Consider the following 21019-nt stretch of genomic DNA (forward strand, 5'->3'; position numbering starts at 1 on the left):
CTCTATACTATCCGCATGTTTTACCATAGATTTTTTATTTGTTTTTAATCTGAAAACAAATACATTTATTATTTAAATATCCCAATTTATATTTTGAGATTAAGTTTATATGCAGATTTACTTGGCACGAAATAATCAACAAGCCGGTCCATATACCTTAGAGCAGTTGAATCAGATGCTCGCAAGCCAACAAGTTTTATTGACGGATTTAGTTTGGCATCAGGGTATGCCTGAATGGAAAGCTTTAGGTGAACTCACCCAAGGAAAACTGGCGTATGAACCTGTAGGTTATCAGCCTCAACCCCCTATTCCTGAGCCAATGCATGCGCCAAATCAATTTTCACAGCCAAACCGCAAAGTGGCGAAAGTTGCTCAACCTGAACTGGCATCAATAGGCACACGTGTCTTAGCCAAAGTCATTGATTTACTTCTTTGGCTCCCTGCCGCTGCGATTCCCTCGTTCTTTTTACAAGCCGATAAATTTGGTGAACTGACTGAAATTCAGCAAAAAATGCAAGCGGCTACTACAGCAACTCAGGCCAGTGAACTGCAAGCACAACTGTTCAGTTTAATTCCTACTGAAGCATGGACCACCATGGGAATTTACCTGCTGATTATGCTCGGTATTCAGGCCTTTTTCTTAGCAAAAAGTGGTCAAAGTATTGGCAAAAAAATCACCAAGATTAAAATTGTAGACGTTGAAACGAACGAAAAAGTCAGCCTTTTGCGTGTATTCACATTGCGCAGTGTTGTCTTTATTGTGCTCAATATGCTGTTCATGCCGTTTATTACCATCGCCGATCACGTCTTTGGTTTAACTGCAAAGCGTCAAACTTTGCACGATAAGCTAGCAAAAACCAAGGTCATTAAGCAGTAATTTGACCATATTTAAGCTGAGGTTTGGCGCACCTCAGTTTTCTGCAGTTTATTGATATTCAAAATAAATCCATAAATAAATTATAAAATTCCGAGTGAAAAAATCGGTTTTTATAACAGTCATTTAAAGCATCTTTACGTATAGCTTAGTTTGTCGATATGAGGCATAATGCCCTACAACGTAGCGGTGTCTTATGATTGAGAAGTGTTTTTAGACTTAAAAAGAAACTTTTCAATCATGCGACACTTTAATCGCTATCCCAATTTTATTAGGGAATGGGACTCTTCACCGAGGTTGTAAAATGAGACAAACGATTTTAGCTGTATTGTCTTTATCTGCGATCGCCGCGCTCTTAACTGGGTGTGGTGGTGATATGGTACTTCTAAACTCAAAAGGTCCAGTTGCACAAGGTCAATCTGACTTAATGATGACTGCGATCTATTTAATGCTATTGGTGGTTATTCCATCAGTCGTAATGGCATTATGGTTTGGTTGGAAATATCGCGCGTCGAATAAAGATGCAGACTATAAACCTACATGGGCACACTCTACTGCAATTGAAATTGTAGTTTGGGGTATTCCTGTCATTATTATTGGTATTCTGGCTTGGTTAACTTGGTGGGGTTCACACAAGTATGACCCTTACCGCCCACTCGAATCTGATAAAGCACCTGTAAATATTCAAGTCATTGCAGAACAGTTTAAATGGATCTTCATTTACCCTGATCTTAACATTGCGACGGTTAACGAAATTCGTTTCCCTGAAAAAACTCCAGTTGCACTTAAAATTACCTCTAACTTCACGATGAACTCGTTCTTCATCCCTGCGTTAGGTGGTCAAATTTATGCAATGGCAGGCATGCAAACGCACTTGAATTTGTTAGCAGATGGAACTAGCCCAGCTGAAGGCTACCGCGGTTTCTCTTCAAACTATTCAGGCTACGGCTTCTCACAAATGCGCTTCCGTGCTCACTCTGTAACTGACACTCAATTCGCTGAATGGGTTGCTGCAGTTAAAGCAGGTAACGGTACAAGCATTAATCCTAAAGCTGTACAAAAAACAATTTTAGATCAAGCTGAATTTGAGTCTTTACGTGACGGTAACCGTGGTAAACACCAAATTGAAGTTTTGATTTCAAAAGCAAAAACTCCTGAAGAGAAGGCTGCTGCTGAGGCAATGAAGCCTTATCCAACTAAGCCACACCCTGTGACTTACTACTCTTCTGTAGAGGAAGGCTTGTTTAAGTCAGTCATCAGCAAATATATGAGCAACTATCACGGTGCTGATCACTCAGCGACTGCGGGTGCTCACGGGGCTGCTTCATCTGAAGCACATGCCGCTGTTGAACCTGCTTCATCAGTTGTAGGGGAATAAGACATGAGCTTCTTAGGTAAGTTAGGTCCGGACGTTATTCCGCACGATCCAATTGTACTGGTCACAGTTGCAATGATGATCTTAGGTGGTATCGCAGTTGTTGCTGGTATTACCTACTTTAAAAAATGGGGCTACTTGTGGAACGAATGGTTCACATCAGTCGACCATAAAAAAATTGGTATCATGTATCTTTTCGTATCGATCATCATGCTTTTGCGTGGTTTCGCCGATGCGATTATGATGCGTCTTCAACTGTTCCTTGCAAAAGGTGGCGGTGAAGGTTATTTACACCCAGAACACTACGATCAGATCTTCACCGCACACGGTGTAATCATGATCTTCTTCGTAGCAATGGGTCTAGTTGTTGGCTTAATGAACATCTCTGTACCACTTCAAATTGGTGCACGTGACGTTGCCTTCCCATTATTAAACTCTCTAAGCTTCTGGTTATTTGCTGGTGCTGCAGGCTTAATGATGGCATCTCTTGCAATTGGTGAATTCGCTGCAACAGGTTGGATGGCTTATCCTCCTCTTTCAGGTATCGAATATTCTCCAGGCGTGGGTGTGGACTACTATATCTGGGCACTTCAGATTTCAGGTTTAGGTACGCTATTAACAGGTGTTAACTTCTTCGTTACCATCATTAAAATGCGCGCGCCTGGTATGTCACTTATGGACATGCCGATCTTTACTTGGACATCTTTGTGTACAGCTGTATTGATCATTGCGTCATTCCCAGTGTTAACAGCAACAATTGCGATGTTAACGCTTGACCGTTACTTCGGTTTCCACTTCTTTACAAATGACATGGGTGGTAGCCCAATGTTGTATGTAAACTTGATTTGGACATGGGGTCACCCAGAAGTTTACATCTTAGTATTACCAGCATTTGGCATTTACTCTGAAGTTGTATCAACGTTCTCTCGTAAAACGTTGTTCGGTTACAAATCAATGGTGTATGCAACAATTGCGATCACAGTACTTGCGTTCGTAGTATGGCTTCACCACTTCTTCACCATGGGTGCTGGTGCGAACGTGAATGCGTTCTTCGGTATCATGACCATGGTTATTGCGATTCCTACTGGTGTGAAAATCTTCTCTTGGTTATTCACGATGTATAAGGGTCGTATTACCTTCACTACTCCTATGTTATGGACGCTTGGCTTCCTTGTAACATTCGGTATTGGCGGTTTAACTGGTGTATTAATGGCGGTTCCACCTGCGGACTTCCTTGTACACAACTCATTGTTCTTGATTGCTCACTTCCATAACGTAATTATCGGTGGTGTGGTGTTTGGTATGTTTGCCGGCATCATTTTCTACTGGCCGAAAATGTTTGGTTGGAAGCTCAATGAAGCATGGGGTAAAGCTGCGTTCTGGTTCTGGTTCTTCGGTTTCTACTTTGCGTTCATGCCACTTTATATCCTTGGTTTCATGGGTATGACTCGTCGTTTGAATACATATGACAACCCTGAATGGGATCCGTACATTGCTATTGCATTCTTCGGTTCTGTGTTAGTCGCGATTGGTATTGCATGTTTCGTTATGCAGATTGTTGTTGGTTACTTACAACGCAACGACAACCTCGACCTTACAGGCGATCCATGGGATGGTCGTACACTTGAATGGGCGACTTCGTCTCCTGCTCCGTTCTACAACTTTGCTCACCTTCCAACAATCAATGGTATTGATACGTTCTGGAATGACAAAGAGAATGGCGTAGCGTATGCGAAACCTACTTCATACGAAGACATTCATATGCCAACGAATCGTGCTGCTGGTGTTGTGATTGCCATGTTCATTACTGTTATGGGCTTTGGTTTAATCTGGCATATCTGGTGGTTAGTTGTTGTGATGTTCATCGCTTCTATTATCAGCTTCATCGCGTCTTCGTTTACGAAGAAAGTGGACTACTATGTTCCTGCTGCTGAAGTTGAGCGTATTGAAAATGAACGTTACGCGATTCTTGAAAAACATTTGAAGAAGGACTAAGACAATGGCTGACGTACTTCATCACGAAAACCACGGACACGATGAGCATCATCACCACGATGATACTGACATCACCGTCTTTGGTTTTTGGACTTATTTGATGAGTGACTTGATTCTATTCGGTACACTCTTCATTGCATTCGCTGTTTTAAGTAGCCATGTGCCTATGGGCACACCAAGTGCAAAAGAATTATTCGGTGAGTCTTTAGGTTTCGTTTTAACTGAAACTTTCGCTCTCTTGATCTCTTCTGTAACTTTTGGTTTTGCGGTTCTTGCTGCATACAAAAAGAACGTCAACCAAGTTTTAACTTGGTTAGGCGTGACATGGGTTTTCGGTGCGATCTTTATTGGTATGGAACTTTATGAGTTCAACCATTTAGCTTTCCATTATGAATATGTAAACTCATTGGGTGAAACTATTCATGGAGCTGGACCAACTACAAGTGCGTTCTTATCTGCGTACTTTACTTTGGTTGGTACGCACGGTATTCACGTAACTTCAGGTTTAGTTTGGATGATCGTGTTAATGATTCAAATCAAGAAATATGGTTTGACTCTTCCAAACACTCGTCGTCTTGCTTGCCTAAGCTTGTTCTGGCACTTCCTTGACATCGTTTGGATCTGTGTATTCAGCGTCGTTTACTTGATGGGAGTTCTCTAATGAGTCACGATCATAACTCAGCTGGTGCATCACACGGTAACACTAAGCAATATATGATTGGCTTTATCCTATCTGTTATTCTTACCATTATTCCTTTTGGTATGGTAATGGCAGGTGGTTTTGGCCGTGGTATTGTTATGGCGGTTATTGCAATTACAGCGGTTGCTCAGGTTCTAGTTCAATTAGTTTACTTTTTGCACATGAACTCATCTTCAGAGCAACGTTGGAACGTGATTGCATTTATCTATACAGTACTTTGTATTGCTGTACTTCTAGTCGGCTCTGTATGGATTATGAACTACTTACACTACAACATGATGATCTAAACTGATCGTCATGTTGAAAAAGTATTTATTCCTGACTAAACCAGGAATTCTCTTTGGTAACTTCGTTACCACTCTGGGCGGCTTCTTTTTAGCCGCTCAGGGGTCTGTAGATTTCCTCCTTCTTCTCATCACCCTACTCGGTACAACACTGGTTGTTGCTTCTGGCTGTGTCGTCAATAACGTCATTGATCAAGATATTGATCAAAAGATGGAACGGACGATGAACCGTGCATTAGTTAAAAAAACCATCAGTCCTTCCGTTGCTTTGGCATTTTCTGCTGCGCTTGGAATATTAGGTTTCGCCCTACTCTGGTTCTTTGTTAATGCTTATGCCTTTGGCTTTGCTGTACTTGGTTTTGTGGTTTATGTGATTTTTTATAGTCTATGGAGCAAACGCACATCTATTCACCAAACCGTGATTGGAAGTATTTCTGGTGCTAGTCCACCAGTGATCGGCTATACAGCTGTGACCAATGAATTTGATGTTGCCGCATTGTTGCTTTTTTTAGCATATGCACTTTGGCAAATGCCTCATTCATGGGGAATTGCGGTATACCGCTTTGACGACTATAAAAATGCAGGCATTCCAATTTTACCTGTAGCACGTTCAATTTTCCGCACGAAAGTTGAAAGCTTGATTTATGTCTTGCTGTTTGCTGCGGTGTTAAATGGTTTGTATTGTTTTGGCTATACCAATATGTTTTTTCTTATCACCTTTAACGCACTCTGTGCTTATTGGGTATATTTATCAATCATTGGTTTTAAAGCTGAAAATGATCAGGTTTGGGCAAAACGCTATTTCTTATATTCAGTGATATTAATTACTGCATTAAGTTTTAGTTTTAGTTTTAGCTATGTCTCACCTGCGCCACATTTGCCGCTGTTTTAAAAAAGATAGAGTTCTCTCTATCTTTTTTATTTCAACTTATTCAATATTTAAGTCTAGTCTTTAAATTGTTACTATAGCAGACACAACAATAACTCATGCTCTGCAATGAAAATGCCATCACAATTTTTTAAAAAATCTATTTTTATTAGTCTCTTCCCTATCACTCTTGCTTATAGCACACACAGTTTTTCTGGTTTCGATGTTTCTTGCTACCCATCGACCAACATTCAAACCAATGCCTATACCGCCTGTGACAATTTGCCTGCACTCACGCCCGCCAATGACAATCAAACCAATATGCTCTTACTTCTGAGCGACATGGGTTTAGCCAAATTGAATTTTAATCAGCCAAATAGTCCACTTTGGGAAACTGAATATAGTAACGTACCATTTGCGGCTAAAACATTGTTTCAAAGCGTAACCAATAAACTACCAAGTGCCCGATTAAAACCAAACAATGAAAAGACACCCTACCAAGAACATTGCAGTAGTCTAGACAATGGTGCGGATCAATTTACCCAGCAGGTGAAAGCCGACAAAAATCTCAGCAAAGCGGAAAAAGATTTACTGATTCAAGAAAGACAGAATATCTCAGCCTGTGACCGTGATCTTGCTCTCATCCAAGTCAATCCGAACTGGTCTATACAAGCACGTCAGTATGCGTCTTATTTAAATGCAACCATTGCCTTTTATAATAGTAATTTTTCCATAGCTACTAAAATTTACTCAGTATTAACTACGGTTGATCAGCTTTGGATCAAAGAAACATCACAATATATGTTGATTCGTAGCAGCCTCAATGAAAGCTATCAGTCGGGTGTCGGTAAATATGGCGACTTAAAAATCGATAAAGTAGATCAGACTTTACTCAAAAATACCTATGAGCATATCACTACCTACTTCAAACGCTTTCCTGAGGGGAAATATGCCGCAAGTGCACGCGGTTTACTACGTCGTTGTTATTGGCTGAGTGGAAATACCGAACTCCTGACCAACGAACTCGCATGGCAAATCAATCATCCCGATTCCAAATACTATAATTTAGAGCTCGATAATCTAGCCTTCGAAATGGATCGCCATGTATTTCAAAGCCGCTCATTCAATGCAAAAAATCTAAAAGATCCCTTCTTTCTGACCATTTCAGATTTAATGCAAATGCGTCAGGCAACATCGGCAGAAGATAAAGTCTTAAGCTGGTCTGAACTCAACAACCAAAAAACACGATTTAAGAGTCAGCCAGAACTGTTCCAATACCTACAAGCCAATCACTTATTCTTTGTGCAGAACAAACCAGCCGAAGCTTTAAAATATTTGCCAGAACATTTCTCTAATTCAATTAATAGTTACCTTCAACTCAGTCAAATATTGTTAAAAGGTCGTATTTTAGAAAAACTCGGACAAACTCAAAATGCACAGCAGTATTGGGAAGGTCAGCTTAGTCAATCAAAGTCCATTGAACAGCGTGGCTTATTTGAGCTGATGTTGTATCCACATTATGCTCAACAGCAAAATGCCAGCGCCTTTATCGGTTCAGATGCTAAAATCAAACAAGCTGCATTGCAAAAAAGCTTTATTGAAAATAAAGCCAATGAAAAAAGCTTAATGCAAATTGTACAGAGCAAAGCATCAAATACAGATCAAAAAAATTTAGCTTTATATAAAACTTTGCAAAAGTCATTGGTACATCAAAACTTTAAACTGTTTAATCAAGCCTTCGTACTACTGCCACAAGATGCCGCGAAGTATAAATATAACTCAGAAACATATCAAAACTATAAAAATCAACCACCCCTTAGTGATTTCATCTGGGCAGGAACAAAAATCACGCCACAAATGCAATGCCCTGAGTTATTCAGCCTGACTCAAAAACTTGAAAATTCACCTCAAGATTTAAAGCTCCGACTTTGTTTGGGCGAATATGCACGCTCGACTCAAGGCTACAACATAAGCTATGTCACCGCTTTAGAAAAAGAAACTGCTAGCTTTCAAGGTGCAATTTTTGCCCGTGGTCTAGTGTATAAAGACATCATCAAATCCAGCTCTGTACCCGATTTAAAAGCTTATGCGCTTTATCGCTCAATCATGTGTTACTCACCAAGCGGGATGAATGACTGTCAGGATGCAGAGGTTGAAAAATCTACCCGTAAACAATGGTTCGACCACATTAAACGCGACTATCCAAGTACCTCTTGGGCACAATCTTTAAAGTATTACTGGTAAGACTATATGTTGAAGCAGATTTTTTCCGTTGTTATGACGCTGATCTGTATGCTCAGCATCATGGCTTGTCAGCCGAGTCAGTCAGCTTCAACATCTGGTCAGGTAAATGCCGAAGACTATGATGCATTTTGGATTTGGGGCAATATTTCAACTGCCCCTTACCTAAAAGTGGCTAAAGAACTTTATATTTTACAAGGTGAAATCCGTTTAGACTCCCAAAAACATCACTCTAAGCTTATACCGCAAGGCGTAAGCGTCTTAAAAATTCCTCAGCAAAAGGTGTGGCTAGTTTTTCGTAATTATCATTTAGACTGGCAGGGCCAAGAACTTACACAAATTTTAAAACGCGTTCAGCAATGGGAAAATGCAGGGAATCATATTCAAGGCATACAAATTGATTTCGATGCCAAAACCAAACACATTCACCAATATACGCTATTCTTAAGTCAATTAAGAAAACAATTGCCGCAGCACTATCAACTCAGTATCACGGGTTTAATGGACTGGACCAATGTGACAAATCAGGAGACTTTAAACCTCCTGAATAACACCATCGACGAGTTGGTCATTCAAACTTATCAAAGTTCAACCACCATACCCAACTATGCAGCTTATCTAAAAAAAGTTTCAGCACTAAAACTGCCTTATAAAATTGGCATTGTTCAATATGGTGAGTGGCATAGACCGCCCAAGCTTGAAAATGATCCGAACTTTAAAGGCTATGTCGTCTTCCTTTTACGCTCAAAACCTCAAAATAATTAGGGCTTTTTAAGAGAAGTTCTTGAATTTGGCGAGCAAAGTCTCTAAAATTCCCCCTTCGCATCTAATGCGACACAACCTAGGTTGTGACTCCTTGCTTCTAACAACTTTTTTGTTAGGGGCTGTTTAAACCGTAAGGAGCTGACAATGCGTCATTACGAAATCGTACTTTTAGTACACCCTGATCAAAGCGATCAAGTCGTTGGTATGGTAGAACGCTACCTAACTCACATCAAAGAAGCTGAAGGTCAAATTCACCGTCTTGAAGACTGGGGCCGTCGTCAATTGGCTTACCCAATTAACAAGATCCACAAAGCTCACTACATTCTTATGAATGTTGAGTGTGGTCAAACTACTCTTGATGAGTTAGAAGAATTGTTCCGTTACAACGATGCAATTATTCGTAGCCTTATCATCCGTCGTGAGAACGCTATCACTGAAGAGTCACTATTGGCTAAGAGTGCTGAAGAAAAACGTGCGCGTAAAGCTCAACGTGAAGAAGCACAACACGCTCAAGACTCTGCTGAAGCATAAGGAGAACATCAATGGCACGTTTTTACCGTCGTCGCAAGTTCTGCCGCTTTACAGCTGAGAACGTTACGTACATCGACTACAAAGATATCGACACTTTAAAACAGTACATCACTGAAAACGGCAAAATTGTTCCTAGCCGTATTACAGGTACTAAAGCTCGTTACCAACGTCAATTAGCGCTTGCTATTAAACAAGCTCGCTATTTGTCTTTGATCCCTTACACTGACAATCATAAGTGAGGTTGAGCTGTGGATATTATCTTATTACAACGCATTAAAAACCTTGGTAAATTAGGCGATAAAGTTTCAGTTAAAGCTGGTTACGGCCGCAACTACCTTATCCCTCAAGGTCAAGCAGTAGCAGCTACTGAAGCTAACACTGCTGCTTTTGAAGCTCGTCGTGCTGAACTTGAGAAAGCTGAAGCTGATATTTTAGCTGCTGCTCAAGCACGTGCTAGCCAATTAGACGAAGTTAACATCGTAATCACTGCGAAAGCTGGTGACGAAGGTAAACTATTCGGTTCTATCGGTACTCGTGATATCGCTGACGCGTTAACAAATGCTGGTCTTGAAGTTGACCGTGCAGAAGTTCGTTTACCGAACGGTGCACTTCGTCACACTGGCGAATTCAACATCGCAATCCAATTGCACCATGATGTTGTTGCTGAAGTTCTCGTTACTATCGTATCTGAGTAATTTCTTGCAAAAAAAAGAGCATGCTTTTGCATGCTCTTTTTTTATCTCTATGAAAAAGTAGTTTCTTCGCTCAGCTTAAAACTTTATCAGCCTGCCCCTCAAAATGCCAAATTTGAATATTATGGGTTTTATCCATAAGCCTTGAATTCAGCACACAGCAGCTGCATTTTTTGATAAAGTGCATACAGTTAAATGGCTGTAATTTTTTCCAAATTTACAGTGAAATTTATCTTAAGTTATCCCTCTTACTGTATTAAAAATCAGGGCGTTATATGTCACAGGCGAATGCCACTGCTCAAAAGAGCTCATCGAAACAAGACAATAAACCAAATGAGTCAGGGCAACTGAAAGAATTCCGTACACCTCCGCATAACTTAGCATTGGAACAAGCTGTACTTGCCGCTTTAATGACGGTTGCTGAATCCTTTGAACAAGTTGGCGATGTACTGACCGAAAATGACTTTTATGCGACGCGCCATAAATATATTTTTCGCGCCATTGCGCAACTCTCCAAAGACAGCTCACCCTATGATGCGGTTTTAGTTCATGACTGGCTCACCACACAAAACCTACTCGATGCGGTTGGTGGTGAAGAGTACCTGATGCAATTGATGGCAGACTCCCCATCTAGTTTCTATAACATGGAAACTTATGCTACTAAGATCAAAGAATTTTCGACTTTGCGTAGCATGATTAAGGTTAGCTCTGAAATTTTACAAAATGCCTATGACACCAAAGGTCGTAACGTCAGTGAAATTTTAGATTTGGCCGAAACCAATATTTTCTCCTTGGCAGAACAACACAATAACAACGCCAAAGCTCAAGGGCCTAAAGCCATCAATACAGTTGTGGCCGATGTCTTTGATAAGCTGAATGAGCTGTCGCAAATGGAAGGCAGCATTACAGGATTAACCACAGGCTTTCTTGAACTCGACAATAAAACTTCGGGTATGCAAGCAGGTGATTTGATTATTGTTGCAGCGCGTCCATCGATGGGTAAAACCACCTTTGCCATGAATTTGGTTGAAAGCGTGCTGTTTAATAATGACCTACCTGCCTTGGTTTACTCCATGGAAATGCCAGCCGACTCCATCGCCATGCGTTTGATTTCATCTTACGGGAAAGTCCATCAGGGCCATTTACGTTCGGGTAAACTCGATGGCGATGAATGGTCAAAAGTGACCGGCACCATTTTGCAACTGCAAGAGAAAAAGCTCTATATCGATGACTCCTCTGCTCTTCCGCCTACAGAAGTTCGAGCACGTGCACGTCGTATTGCCAAACAGCACGATGGTAAACTCGGCTGCATCATGGTCGATTACTTACAGCTGATGAAAGTACCAGGTATGGGTGATAACCGTGTCGGTGAGATTTCAGAAATTTCACGAAGCTTAAAAGCTCTTGCCAAAGAAATGATGTGCCCTGTAATTGCACTATCGCAGCTTAACCGTTCCCTCGAGAACCGTCCAAACAAACGTCCCGTGATGTCAGACTTACGTGAATCCGGTGCGATCGAGCAGGACGCCGACTTAATCATGTTTATTTACCGTGATGAAGTCTATAACAAAGAATCCAAAGAAGCGGGCACTGCCGAAATTATTATTGGTAAACAACGTAACGGCCCTATTGGTACCGTTCGACTTGCTTTTGAAGGCCAATACACCCGCTTTAGTAACTTATCCCCTGAGTTTTATGCTCAGTACGATGATGAGGAATAATTAAAGCCTCATCATCGCCCTTCCATGACCCTGTAGGAGTAATTAGGGTGCGTCAAGCAACAGTTTATATTGATAGCCAAGCGCTGCAATATAATTTAAACCGTGTCAAACAACTTGCCCCAAACGCGAAAATCGTCAGCATGGTCAAAGCCAATGCTTATGGACACGGAGTCAAAGACTGTTTAGCAGCCTTAAGTGAAACCGATGCCTTTGGCGTCGCCTGTTTAGAAGAAGCACTAGAGATTCGTGATCTCGGCTTTAAACAGCCGATTACCCTGATTGAAGGTGTTTTCTCATCAGATGAAATGCCAACCGTCATTGAGCAAAATATCGAGTGTGTGGTTCATCAGCAACAACAAGTCGATTGGTTAATAGCACATAAAACCGCGTATATCGCACAAAAGCTTAAAGTATGGGTAAAACTCAACAGCGGTATGAACCGCTTAGGCTTTAAAGTTGCTGAAATCATTGATGTCATCAACACTTTAAAAGCAGAAGGCTTTACATGTGTCCTAGCAATGCACTTTGCCAATGCCGATGCGGATCACCCACTTAATGAGCAGCAACGTGCGCAATTCCTACACATCAAAGAAGCGTGTTCACCAATTCTAGCCTCATGTTGTAACTCAGCTGCTATTTTTAAATGGCCTGAACTTCATTTTGATTTTGTTCGTCCTGGCATCATGCTTTACGGTGCATCACCTTTTGCCGATAAAAATGCACACGACTTAGACTTAAAGCCAGTTATGACCTTCACGGCGGAAATTATTGCATTAAATACCATTCAAGCAGGTGAAGGTGTCGGCTATGGTTCACATTTTGTCGCAAACCAAGAAACTGAACTGGCCATTGTTTCGATTGGTTATGGAGATGGCTATCCACGTGCATTTTCAAAGCAAAACTATGTTGCTATAAATGGTCAGGCAGTAGCTGTTGTGGGCCGAGTAGCAATGGACATGATTGCGATCGATGTGACGGGTTTAAACGCCAAACTCGGTACAAAGGTTGAGCTCTGGGGTGAAAACCGCTTAGTTGACGATGTTGCGGAAGCCAATGGAACCATTGGTTATGAGCTACTTTGCCGGTTAAGTAATCGCCCTATACGTAAGCAAATCTAACCAAAAAAGCCCAAGTTCTACTTGGGCTTTTTTCAACACAAACTCTCATCAGGCTGGGCATCGTAAAGGTCTTGTAACAACTGATCAATTTGTTGCTGACTCATACTCTGCGGTTCAAATTTTGCAAAACCCATCTCACGCATTTTGGTATGTACGCTACTCATACGTTGCACATACTTCATGCCCCAAGCTCTAAAATGTGCCGCGTGAATCGTTTTCGCCTCAAAGACTTTGATATCTTTATGTCTAGGGTCTTTCAATAATTTTGACATTAATAATTCTAAAGCAGCTTCATCCCCTTCTAAGCACTGGAAATAATGCTGATCTGCATAATAAAGAACGCCTGAAATATTATGTACTGCATTAAAATCACGCGCTTCGCTTAAAATGTCCCGAACATCTTGAAGAAGCTGTACATGATCCGAAGTTGAAGTACTTGCATAGCAAATTTGCCGCATAGACTTCCCCAATTGATTGATTTCATTATTTTTAGTATCTAACACGTTTATACTAAATAGTCATCCGTCGGCTTTGCCAATTCTTGTAATCCTTTTCTTAAGGTATCCGACCATTGCTTACTGATGCTTGAAAAATACGGATCTTCTTCATCAATCCGCTTACCCACTGGAATATGTAAACTATCTCTTGCATACACCAAAGCATCTAAGGGCAAACCGACAGAAACATTGGAACGTAAGGTTGAATCAAAAGAAATCAAACTACACTTCACCGCTTCGGCTAAGGGCATGTCATACCGTAATGCACGATCTAGAATCGGCTTTCCATATTTACTTTCACCAATTTGAAAATACGGCGTATCTTTGGTCGCACAAATAAAATTCCCCTGCGGATAAATATTATAAAGTTGCATTTCTGCCCCTTTAATTTGTCCACCGACCAATAAGCTACAGTAGTAATTACTCTGTTCTTGCGTGTCTGGTGCCATATCCGCCAAGACTTTTTTCAAAGTATGCCCGACCAACTCAGCCGCTTCGAACATGGTATTGACACTATATAAATTCGGTTCTTGGCTTAACTCCAGATGATTTTTTAAATGTCCAATCACCGCTTGGGTCGTGGCTAAATTTCCTGAGGTTTGAATCGCAATAAAGCGTTCACCCTCCACACCAAAGGTATACAGTTTCCTAAATACGGATATATGGTCTACACCTGCATTCGTACGCGTATCACTTATAAAAACCAAACCATCTTGAAGACGAAGTGCACAACAATAGGTCATAGAACATCCTTTTTCAGCTAAACCTTAACAACTTAAAACTTGTACCATGGAATGCATCGATTCCACCCCACCTTTTTCACGTACGCCACGAACGGGAGCCACATCCCAATAATCGCGCCCAATAGCTACATAGATATGTGACTGTGGTTTGAACAATTGATTACTGGTATCAAAACAATACCATGCATCATCAATATACACCTCGGCCCACGCGTGACTGGCGAGGTGTGAAGTTTCAGGCACATGCAAATACCCTGATACATAACGTACCGGTAAGCCAAGATGCTTACACATGGCAATAAAAACATGACTATGGTCCTGACATACGCCTTGCTGCCCATTGAATGCCTCGATTGCCGAAGTGAGTACCGAGGTTTCAGCAGGTACATAAGGAATATGCGCTAAAACTGCTTCTGACAGTTTCATCAAATTTTCCCGATTCAGCTCAGGCACATACTGATGTGCAAATGCCTTCATTTCGGCATTGCACTGAGTATTGGGCGTCGGTTGTAAAAATAAATTGGGATTCAGTCGATCTTGGATGCCATGTTCTGCCAAGCTATTAATTTCAACAATGCCCTGCGCCATTATGGTCAGCTGTTGATAGGCTTCACGTTGCGAACTGGTAATCCAAATATTTTGGAAGGCATCCCGTTTTTCTTCACGCTCTCCTGGCACACTCACATGCCAGTGACATACCTTTTGGTGTGAATTATTCGTGGGTGTCATTTTAATATATTGAATGCTATTCAGGGCCAATTCACTATATTGATAATGCGTTTGATGATTGATCATAAGTTTCATACATCAACCTCAAACAATTGTTGAATATAATCACTAAAATGATAAAAATTCATCGCATCAGGTTGTGATTTGAGCTCTAACCAAGCCTGTGCCAGATTTAGCCAGCCCATTTCTTTTAACAACATGACGATGTTTTCTATTTCAACTAAAGTATTTTGTGCATCTTGTTTCAGGCGAATTTGACGGTCAAGCTGCTCAATCATTTGCCCCAAACTAAAGAATAAAAAGACATCACTGGCTTCAGACTCAAGTACATCCTGACACTCTCCAACCACATCACAAATATAGGCGGTGTTTTCAGTGGCATTTTTGATAAATTGATTCAGTTCCGCATATGCCTTTGCAGATAAAATCCCGCGCAAGTCTTGAACATTACTCTTAGCGCTTTGAAATTGCTGGTTAAATGAAGCAGGATTGTTTGGGTTTAAAATCAGCGCATTCAGTGAGCACGCATCAAAAGCAGGCAAACAAAATGCATGCGCATAATCCATTGCAGGCTGGTCTTGGGTAAAAGGAAACTGAGCACACAAATATTGAGTACGTGTTAAATAACGCCCTAACCAAAAAATATTTTCAGCATTGGTGCTTAATAAAATCATAGTTCTACCCTCATATTTGTTTATTTTATGAATGTAAGTTTTCCACGACCCAAGTGTCTTTAATTCCTCCTCCTTGGGATGAGTTGACCACCAACGAACCTTCTTTCATCGCAACACGTGTTAAACCGCCAGGGACAATTTCAGTACGATACGGTGAACTGAGCACAAACGGTCTAAGGTCAATATGACGTTCAGACACACCCGATTCAGTCATGGTTGGACTGACTGAAAGCTCTAAAGTGGGCTGGGCAATATATAAATGCGGCGTCGCCATGAGCTTATCTCTAAATTGCTCAATTTGGCTTTTACAGGCTTGTGGTCCAATCAGCATACCATACCCACCCGAACCTTGCGCCTCTTTGACCACTAACTGCTCAAGGTTCTCGAGTACATAAGCCAAATCTTGCTTGTCACGACATTGATATGTCGGAACATTTTTTAAGATAGGTTTTTCACCTAAATAAAACTGAATCATTTTATCGACATAAGGATAAATCGATTTATCATCCGCAACCCCTGTGCCTGGTGCATTCGCAATAACCACGTTATGACTCAGATAAGCGGACATCAACCCTGCGACACCTAAAGTGCTATTCGGCATAAAGCACAGCGGATCAAGATAAGCATCATCCAAACGTCGGTAAATCACATCTACCCGTTGACGGCCCCGAATGGTTTTGACATAGACCTTATCATGCTCTACAAACAAATCGCGCGATGTCACCAAAGGTACATCCATTTCACGGGCTAAAAAAGCATGTTCATAATAAGCACTATTAAAACGTCCCGGTGTCAACACCACGATGAAAGGCTGATCGACATACGCATTTTCAGCCAGGATTTGTTTAAGTAATTGTGGATATTGTTCTATGCCTAAAATATGGTTCTTCTGCATCAAATCAGGCATGAGTTTTTCACTAATCTTACGACTTTCAAGCATATAAGACACGCCCGACGGTGTTCTTAAATTATCTTCAAGTACATAAAACTCACCCTGCCCATCACGGATAATATCAATTCCACTAATTTGGCTATAAATCTGACCTTTTAAACGGTGCTCATACATATGCGGTTGATAAGCTTCATGCGTCAACACTTGCAGTTCTGGAATAATTTTCGCTTTGAGAATGTCTTGTTGATGATAAATATCATGTAAAAATAGATTTAGAGCCCGTACACGTTGAGCAGATCCAAGGGAGATTTTATTCCATTGTTGTTTAGCGATCACACGTGGAATTAAATCATAAGGAATGGTGCGCTCAATGCCCTCAGATTCACCATATACAGTAAACGTAATACCTTCATATAAAAAATGCTGTTTGGCAATTTGGTTCAGTTCTTCGAGTTCTTCTACACTATGCTGTGACAACCAGTGCTCAATACGCGTACAAGCCTCACCAGACATCGCTTGGTCATCTGTCATTTCATTAAAGAAATTCGAGGTCATTTGATGAAACAATCCAACAGACTGGCTCGATAGACGATCATGAGAGTGAATCGGATTTAATACAGGAGAGTTAAGCTTATATCCGTCCAACATCGTATTTACATTTGTATCTTTATCTTCTTTAAACATACAAACCTCTCAATTGTTATCGATATGTAACCCATACGTAGCAATATCTATGCCATGTATTTCTAAAGATGCTTTGTTTATTAATCGATAAAAAACGCATTGCTTCAATTCTATTTCGCATTAAGTTGTGTCAAAAAATATAACTGAAAAATTTCAAGCAAAGCTTGCTTAAACGAATGAGTTTTCTTATTGTGTTCACATTCAAGTAAGTAATTTCGACTCCTATATTTTATTAAACTATGTCTATACAAGAAAAAGAAACGTCCAATAGTCTCTATCGCCAATGGCAAATTTTGTCTCGCCTTTCCACTGGAAAATGGATGGGGACTCGAGAGCTGCAAGAGATTTTACAACGTGAAGGCATCGATATTACTTTGCGAACCATTCAACGTGATTTAAACCAAATCTCTCAACGCTTTCCGATTGAAAACAATGGGGCTGTGCCTCAAGGTTGGCGCTGGCGTTCTGATGCTCCGATTCAAAGCTTACCGCACATGACCAGCTCTCAGGCGGTGACGTTTATGATGGTTGAAGAACACCTTAAACATCTTCTTCCTCCAAGCTTAATTGAAGAAATGAATCCATGGTTTGACTTAGCACGTCGTAGCCTCTCTACCCAAAACAATGTACGCCAATGGATTAACCGCGTACGCATTGTCCCTGCGACACAACCGCTGATTCCCCCGATTGTGGAGAAAACAGCACAGCAAGCCATCTATGAAGGACTACTCCAAGACAAACAGCTGGAATGCGTTTATCAAGGCTTAAACCAAGCGGCTGAAGCAAAAACCTATACCCTCAACCCGCTGGCACTGGTTCAAAAAGGTGCAATTATTTATCTGATTTGTACCCGCCACGACAAAACTGATATTCAAACCTTTGCACTGCACCGTTTCAAATCAGCGACGGTTTTAAACACTCGTGCATTACACCCAGTCAATTTTGATATCGATGAATATATCGAATCTGGTGCATTAGGTTTCCGTGTAGACTTTTCAAAACCTACAGAAACCGTTGCACTTACCCTGACTATGACTGAAATAGATGCGCTGTATTTGGAGGAAACCAAACTCAGTACCAATCAGGTTTTAGAACCGCTTAGAAATGGGCAAATCTTGGTTCATGCGACCGTCCCTTTTACCAATCAACTGGTGTGGTGGTTACGTAGTTTTGGGCATAAAATTAGTCACATTGAACCCAAAGAAGTTCGTGATGCAGTTAATCAGACCATCACCGACTAAAATAAAAAAAGCCCCAAGTATTCGGGGCTTTATAGTCTTTTTGGTATTAGATATTTGAATTGCTTGCGTTTGTCGTTTTCATTGCTCATCTTGGTTTAATGCCTCCCCTAAACCAAGATAAGTGCGCTGTTTTTGGTGATTGATACAAACTAGCATTGGCATGCAAGTTCTCCACTGTTAAAACGGATCGATTTCATCGTCATGGTGTTGACCTCATGTTAAGAACGTAAAATCAATTTAAAAGACGGCGATACTTTTGTGAAATAACATGATTGGCTATTTTTATCTGTTTTTATCTTAAACAACTATTTTGCTTTGTTTATCTGCCAAAACAAAAAGCCAGCCTTATGGTCAGCAGGCTTATGATTAGCCTTCTGCATTTCCAAATGCCGATCTCAAAAACCGCCCTCATCAGCAATCGTTACAAATCATCCGCGTTTATTTCTTCCAAAATTGCCACTTGCTACGTTTAGGCCGCTTTTCTTCAATACGCACCAATCCCTTGAGTGCTTCATTATTGATTCTGTCATACATTTTAAAATATTCAGGATTCAACTGTTCTCCGATATATTCAGGCGTATACGATGTACAAGGTTTTCGTAATGAGCGCTCATACCATTTTTGTGCGACGTCTAAATCTGCATTAAAATAGAGCCCTTTTTCATACAAATAACCAATTTTACATTCCGCATATTGGTCTTTCTGATCAGCCGCTTTTTGAATCCAATACACGGCTTCTTCCAAATTTTTCTCAGTGTACAAGCCATTTAAATACCAATAACCCACTTGGTACTGTGAAGATGCCTCACCTTTTTGGGCATTCAATAAAAATAGTTTGAAGAATAGTTGTTTGGATTCATCCATATGCAGAAATGAATCAATCTTTCGGATTTGTTCATTAACCTGATCAATTGAGTAGTCCCGTGCATTTTTGAGAACATGTTGAGCCTGTTGCAGTGGACTTTCTTCAGTAAAGGATGCTATTAATTGCATTGCTTCTGCCTGCATCTCATCTATCCCACTGATACGCGCATCCAGTACGACATTTAAATGTTTTCGAGCCAATTCGAAGTCTTGCTCAACACCTCGTCCTTCTAAATACATACGACCCAAACTTAAATCTGCCGCTATGACCTGACCTGCTACTTGTTGATACAGTCCAATTGCCATATCTAAATCAAGTGGTACACCTAAACCATGCTCATACTTATCCGCTAAATTATTGATCGCAACGGGATTACCCAGATCGGCAGATTTTTGATACCAATAGACACATTGTTCGTAGTCTTGTTGAGTCCCAATACCATCTTGATGCATCCAGCCTAAATGATAATAAACATTTGCCAAAACACCTTTTTCAGTTTCAGGTGCTTGTGATGCAATTCGATGATACAAATAGAATGCTCGTGCCAAGTGAATCACATGTTCGCTCACCACACCATAATTTGGATAAACTGAATTGACCAAGAAACACGTTAACCAGCCAAAACGATAATAAGCCGCCAACCCCAATGTGGCTGCCCAACACCCCTGTTCAGATGATTGTTCCAAGAGCTGCAAACTTTTTTGTAAATCTTGTTCAGTGCCTTGACCTCGTGCATAACATCCCGCCAGCTGATATAGCGCAATGCTATCCATTTTGGACGCGGCTTCTCGATACCAGTTAAAACTTCCTTCCAGACTTTTTTGTAAAATTCCGCCTATGAATAATTGCTGCGCTAACTGACACATCGCAGGGCTATAACCCGACTGAGCAGATTGACGTAGTAAATCAATATAGAGCTGAAACTCACGCTCTTGATAGGCTTTATCTGCCAAATAATATTGATAAATACCCCGATATTGCTCGGTTTTATCTCTAATTAATTGAAGGATTAACGCTCCATGTCCGGTTTCATGCTCAGAGAAATACTCAATACGTTCAATCAATCCCAAACTTTTAGATACTTGCTCAATGGGTAGAAACCATCGTGTAATGGTATAGAGTCCCGGAACATCTTTCATTTTCACAATGTCAGAAGATGGCTCAGGATCTTCGGGTCGAACCAATGCTCTCAGCATCTGCATAGGAGATTCAGCTTCTGGTGGCATTAAATTTACCCCAACAAGTTCTCCATCATTGGTTTTAGCAACCTCCCAAACTTTCATAATAGCTTGATCAAATTGATAAAACTCACCACTTTGATTGAGCCAGATAACCACATCACCCGCGCGAATATCTTCTCCACTTTTATAATGTAATGACATAATTCACCTTATTTTTTATTGTATATTACCCCTGCGCAGATTTTACCCAAAAAAAAGCCCGCATAAAGCGCAATGCTGTTCACTTAAGCAATTGAAGCGTGGCGGAGTTTGTTAGAGAATCCGATGTCGGGTTTGGCATTGGATTTTT

20 protein-coding genes are annotated in these 21019 nt (G+C 40.8%); 14 read left to right on the top strand and 6 right to left on the bottom strand.

Translation table 11 applies throughout. The features are described from left to right. The first annotated feature begins 109 nt into the window (after nt 1-109). The 13 genes from AC4CUX_RS00535 (at nt 110) to alr (ending at nt 13164) form a co-directional block, all read left to right on the top strand. Nucleotides 110-877, top strand: coding sequence for an RDD family protein (locus tag AC4CUX_RS00535; protein ID WP_201951742.1), 768 nt, complete (start codon nt 110-112; stop codon nt 875-877). Between the two features lie 301 nt (nt 878-1178). Beyond that, a complete protein-coding gene (gene cyoA / locus AC4CUX_RS00540; protein WP_201951743.1) occupies nt 1179-2252 on the top strand; it encodes a ubiquinol oxidase subunit II in 1074 nt (357 codons plus the stop codon). 3 nt (nt 2253-2255) lie between these two features. Beyond that, nucleotides 2256-4244: a cytochrome o ubiquinol oxidase subunit I gene (gene cyoB / locus AC4CUX_RS00545; protein ID WP_176537896.1), complete on the top strand. Its 1989-nt coding sequence runs from the start codon at nt 2256-2258 to the stop codon at nt 4242-4244. A 4-nt stretch (nt 4245-4248) separates the two neighbouring features. Next, nucleotides 4249-4905, top strand: a complete 657-nt coding sequence (cyoC, locus tag AC4CUX_RS00550; RefSeq protein WP_058869865.1) for a cytochrome o ubiquinol oxidase subunit III — start codon at nt 4249-4251, stop codon at nt 4903-4905. Next, complete coding sequence (locus AC4CUX_RS00555; protein ID WP_058869866.1) at nt 4905-5231, top strand: cytochrome o ubiquinol oxidase subunit IV; 327 nt, start codon at nt 4905-4907, stop codon at nt 5229-5231. Before cyoC ends, AC4CUX_RS00555 begins: the two co-directional genes overlap by 1 nt. Before the next feature lie 10 nt (nt 5232-5241). After that, nucleotides 5242-6120 (top strand): heme o synthase, encoded by an 879-nt coding sequence (gene cyoE, locus AC4CUX_RS00560; RefSeq protein WP_004982036.1) that lies wholly within the window; start codon nt 5242-5244, stop codon nt 6118-6120. A gap of 105 nt (nt 6121-6225) precedes the next feature. Further along, the gene (locus AC4CUX_RS00565; RefSeq protein WP_490792111.1) at nt 6226-8340 is read left to right on the top strand and encodes a PA5441 family protein; all 2115 of its coding nucleotides are present in this window, start codon (nt 6226-6228) and stop codon (nt 8338-8340) included. A 6-nt stretch (nt 8341-8346) separates the two neighbouring features. Next, nucleotides 8347-9102, top strand: coding sequence for a DUF3142 domain-containing protein (locus AC4CUX_RS00570; protein ID WP_201951749.1), 756 nt, complete (start codon nt 8347-8349; stop codon nt 9100-9102). A 144-nt stretch (nt 9103-9246) separates the two neighbouring features. Beyond that, entirely contained in the window at nt 9247-9633 is a 387-nt protein-coding gene (gene rpsF / locus AC4CUX_RS00575; RefSeq protein ID WP_004278789.1) for a 30S ribosomal protein S6, read from the top strand. Between the two features lie 11 nt (nt 9634-9644). Further along, nucleotides 9645-9872, top strand: coding sequence for a 30S ribosomal protein S18 (gene rpsR, locus AC4CUX_RS00580; protein ID WP_004278792.1), 228 nt, complete (start codon nt 9645-9647; stop codon nt 9870-9872). A gap of 9 nt (nt 9873-9881) precedes the next feature. Continuing rightward, a complete protein-coding gene (gene rplI / locus AC4CUX_RS00585; RefSeq protein WP_058869869.1) occupies nt 9882-10328 on the top strand; it encodes a 50S ribosomal protein L9 in 447 nt (148 codons plus the stop codon). Between the two features lie 272 nt (nt 10329-10600). Then, nucleotides 10601-12046 (top strand): replicative DNA helicase, encoded by a 1446-nt coding sequence (dnaB, locus tag AC4CUX_RS00590; RefSeq protein ID WP_004696432.1) that lies wholly within the window; start codon nt 10601-10603, stop codon nt 12044-12046. 47 nt (nt 12047-12093) lie between these two features. Next, the gene (gene alr / locus AC4CUX_RS00595; RefSeq protein ID WP_201951752.1) at nt 12094-13164 is read left to right on the top strand and encodes an alanine racemase; all 1071 of its coding nucleotides are present in this window, start codon (nt 12094-12096) and stop codon (nt 13162-13164) included. A 32-nt stretch (nt 13165-13196) separates the two neighbouring features. On the opposite strand, the gene AC4CUX_RS00600 is transcribed toward alr, so the two are convergent. From AC4CUX_RS00600 to AC4CUX_RS00620, 5 genes are read right to left on the bottom strand one after another with little or no spacing between them, the layout of a single operon-like run. Continuing rightward, entirely contained in the window at nt 13197-13622 is a 426-nt protein-coding gene (locus AC4CUX_RS00600) for a BLUF domain-containing protein (protein WP_201951755.1), read from the bottom strand. A gap of 47 nt (nt 13623-13669) precedes the next feature. Further along, complete coding sequence (locus AC4CUX_RS00605) at nt 13670-14404, bottom strand: proteasome-type protease (RefSeq protein ID WP_058869871.1); 735 nt, start codon at nt 14402-14404, stop codon at nt 13670-13672. A 24-nt stretch (nt 14405-14428) separates the two neighbouring features. Beyond that, on the bottom strand, nt 14429-15208 hold the full coding sequence (locus AC4CUX_RS00610; protein WP_201951757.1) for a transglutaminase family protein: 780 nt from the start codon (nt 15206-15208) through the stop codon (nt 14429-14431). Beyond that, nucleotides 15205-15807, bottom strand: a complete 603-nt coding sequence (locus AC4CUX_RS00615) for an alpha-E domain-containing protein (protein WP_125280490.1) — start codon at nt 15805-15807, stop codon at nt 15205-15207. The genes AC4CUX_RS00610 and AC4CUX_RS00615 overlap by 4 nt, the downstream gene beginning before the upstream one ends. Nucleotides 15808-15832: 25 nt before the next feature. Then, nucleotides 15833-17383 carry a circularly permuted type 2 ATP-grasp protein gene (locus tag AC4CUX_RS00620; RefSeq protein WP_201951761.1) on the bottom strand — a complete coding sequence of 517 codons (1551 nt, stop codon included), beginning with the start codon at nt 17381-17383 and terminating at the stop codon, nt 15833-15835. A gap of 239 nt (nt 17384-17622) precedes the next feature. On the opposite strand from AC4CUX_RS00620, the gene AC4CUX_RS00625 reads away from it, so the two are divergent. Next, nucleotides 17623-18624 (top strand): helix-turn-helix transcriptional regulator, encoded by a 1002-nt coding sequence (locus AC4CUX_RS00625; RefSeq protein ID WP_005400673.1) that lies wholly within the window; start codon nt 17623-17625, stop codon nt 18622-18624. Nucleotides 18625-19062: 438 nt separating this feature from the next. Here the strand turns inward: AC4CUX_RS00625 and AC4CUX_RS00630 are convergent, their stop codons facing one another. Then, nucleotides 19063-20871 (bottom strand): SEL1-like repeat protein, encoded by a 1809-nt coding sequence (locus AC4CUX_RS00630; RefSeq protein ID WP_005400672.1) that lies wholly within the window; start codon nt 20869-20871, stop codon nt 19063-19065. Nucleotides 20872-21019 lie beyond the last annotated feature (148 nt).

Source organism: Acinetobacter sp. 231_lipA (genome assembly GCF_058243005.1).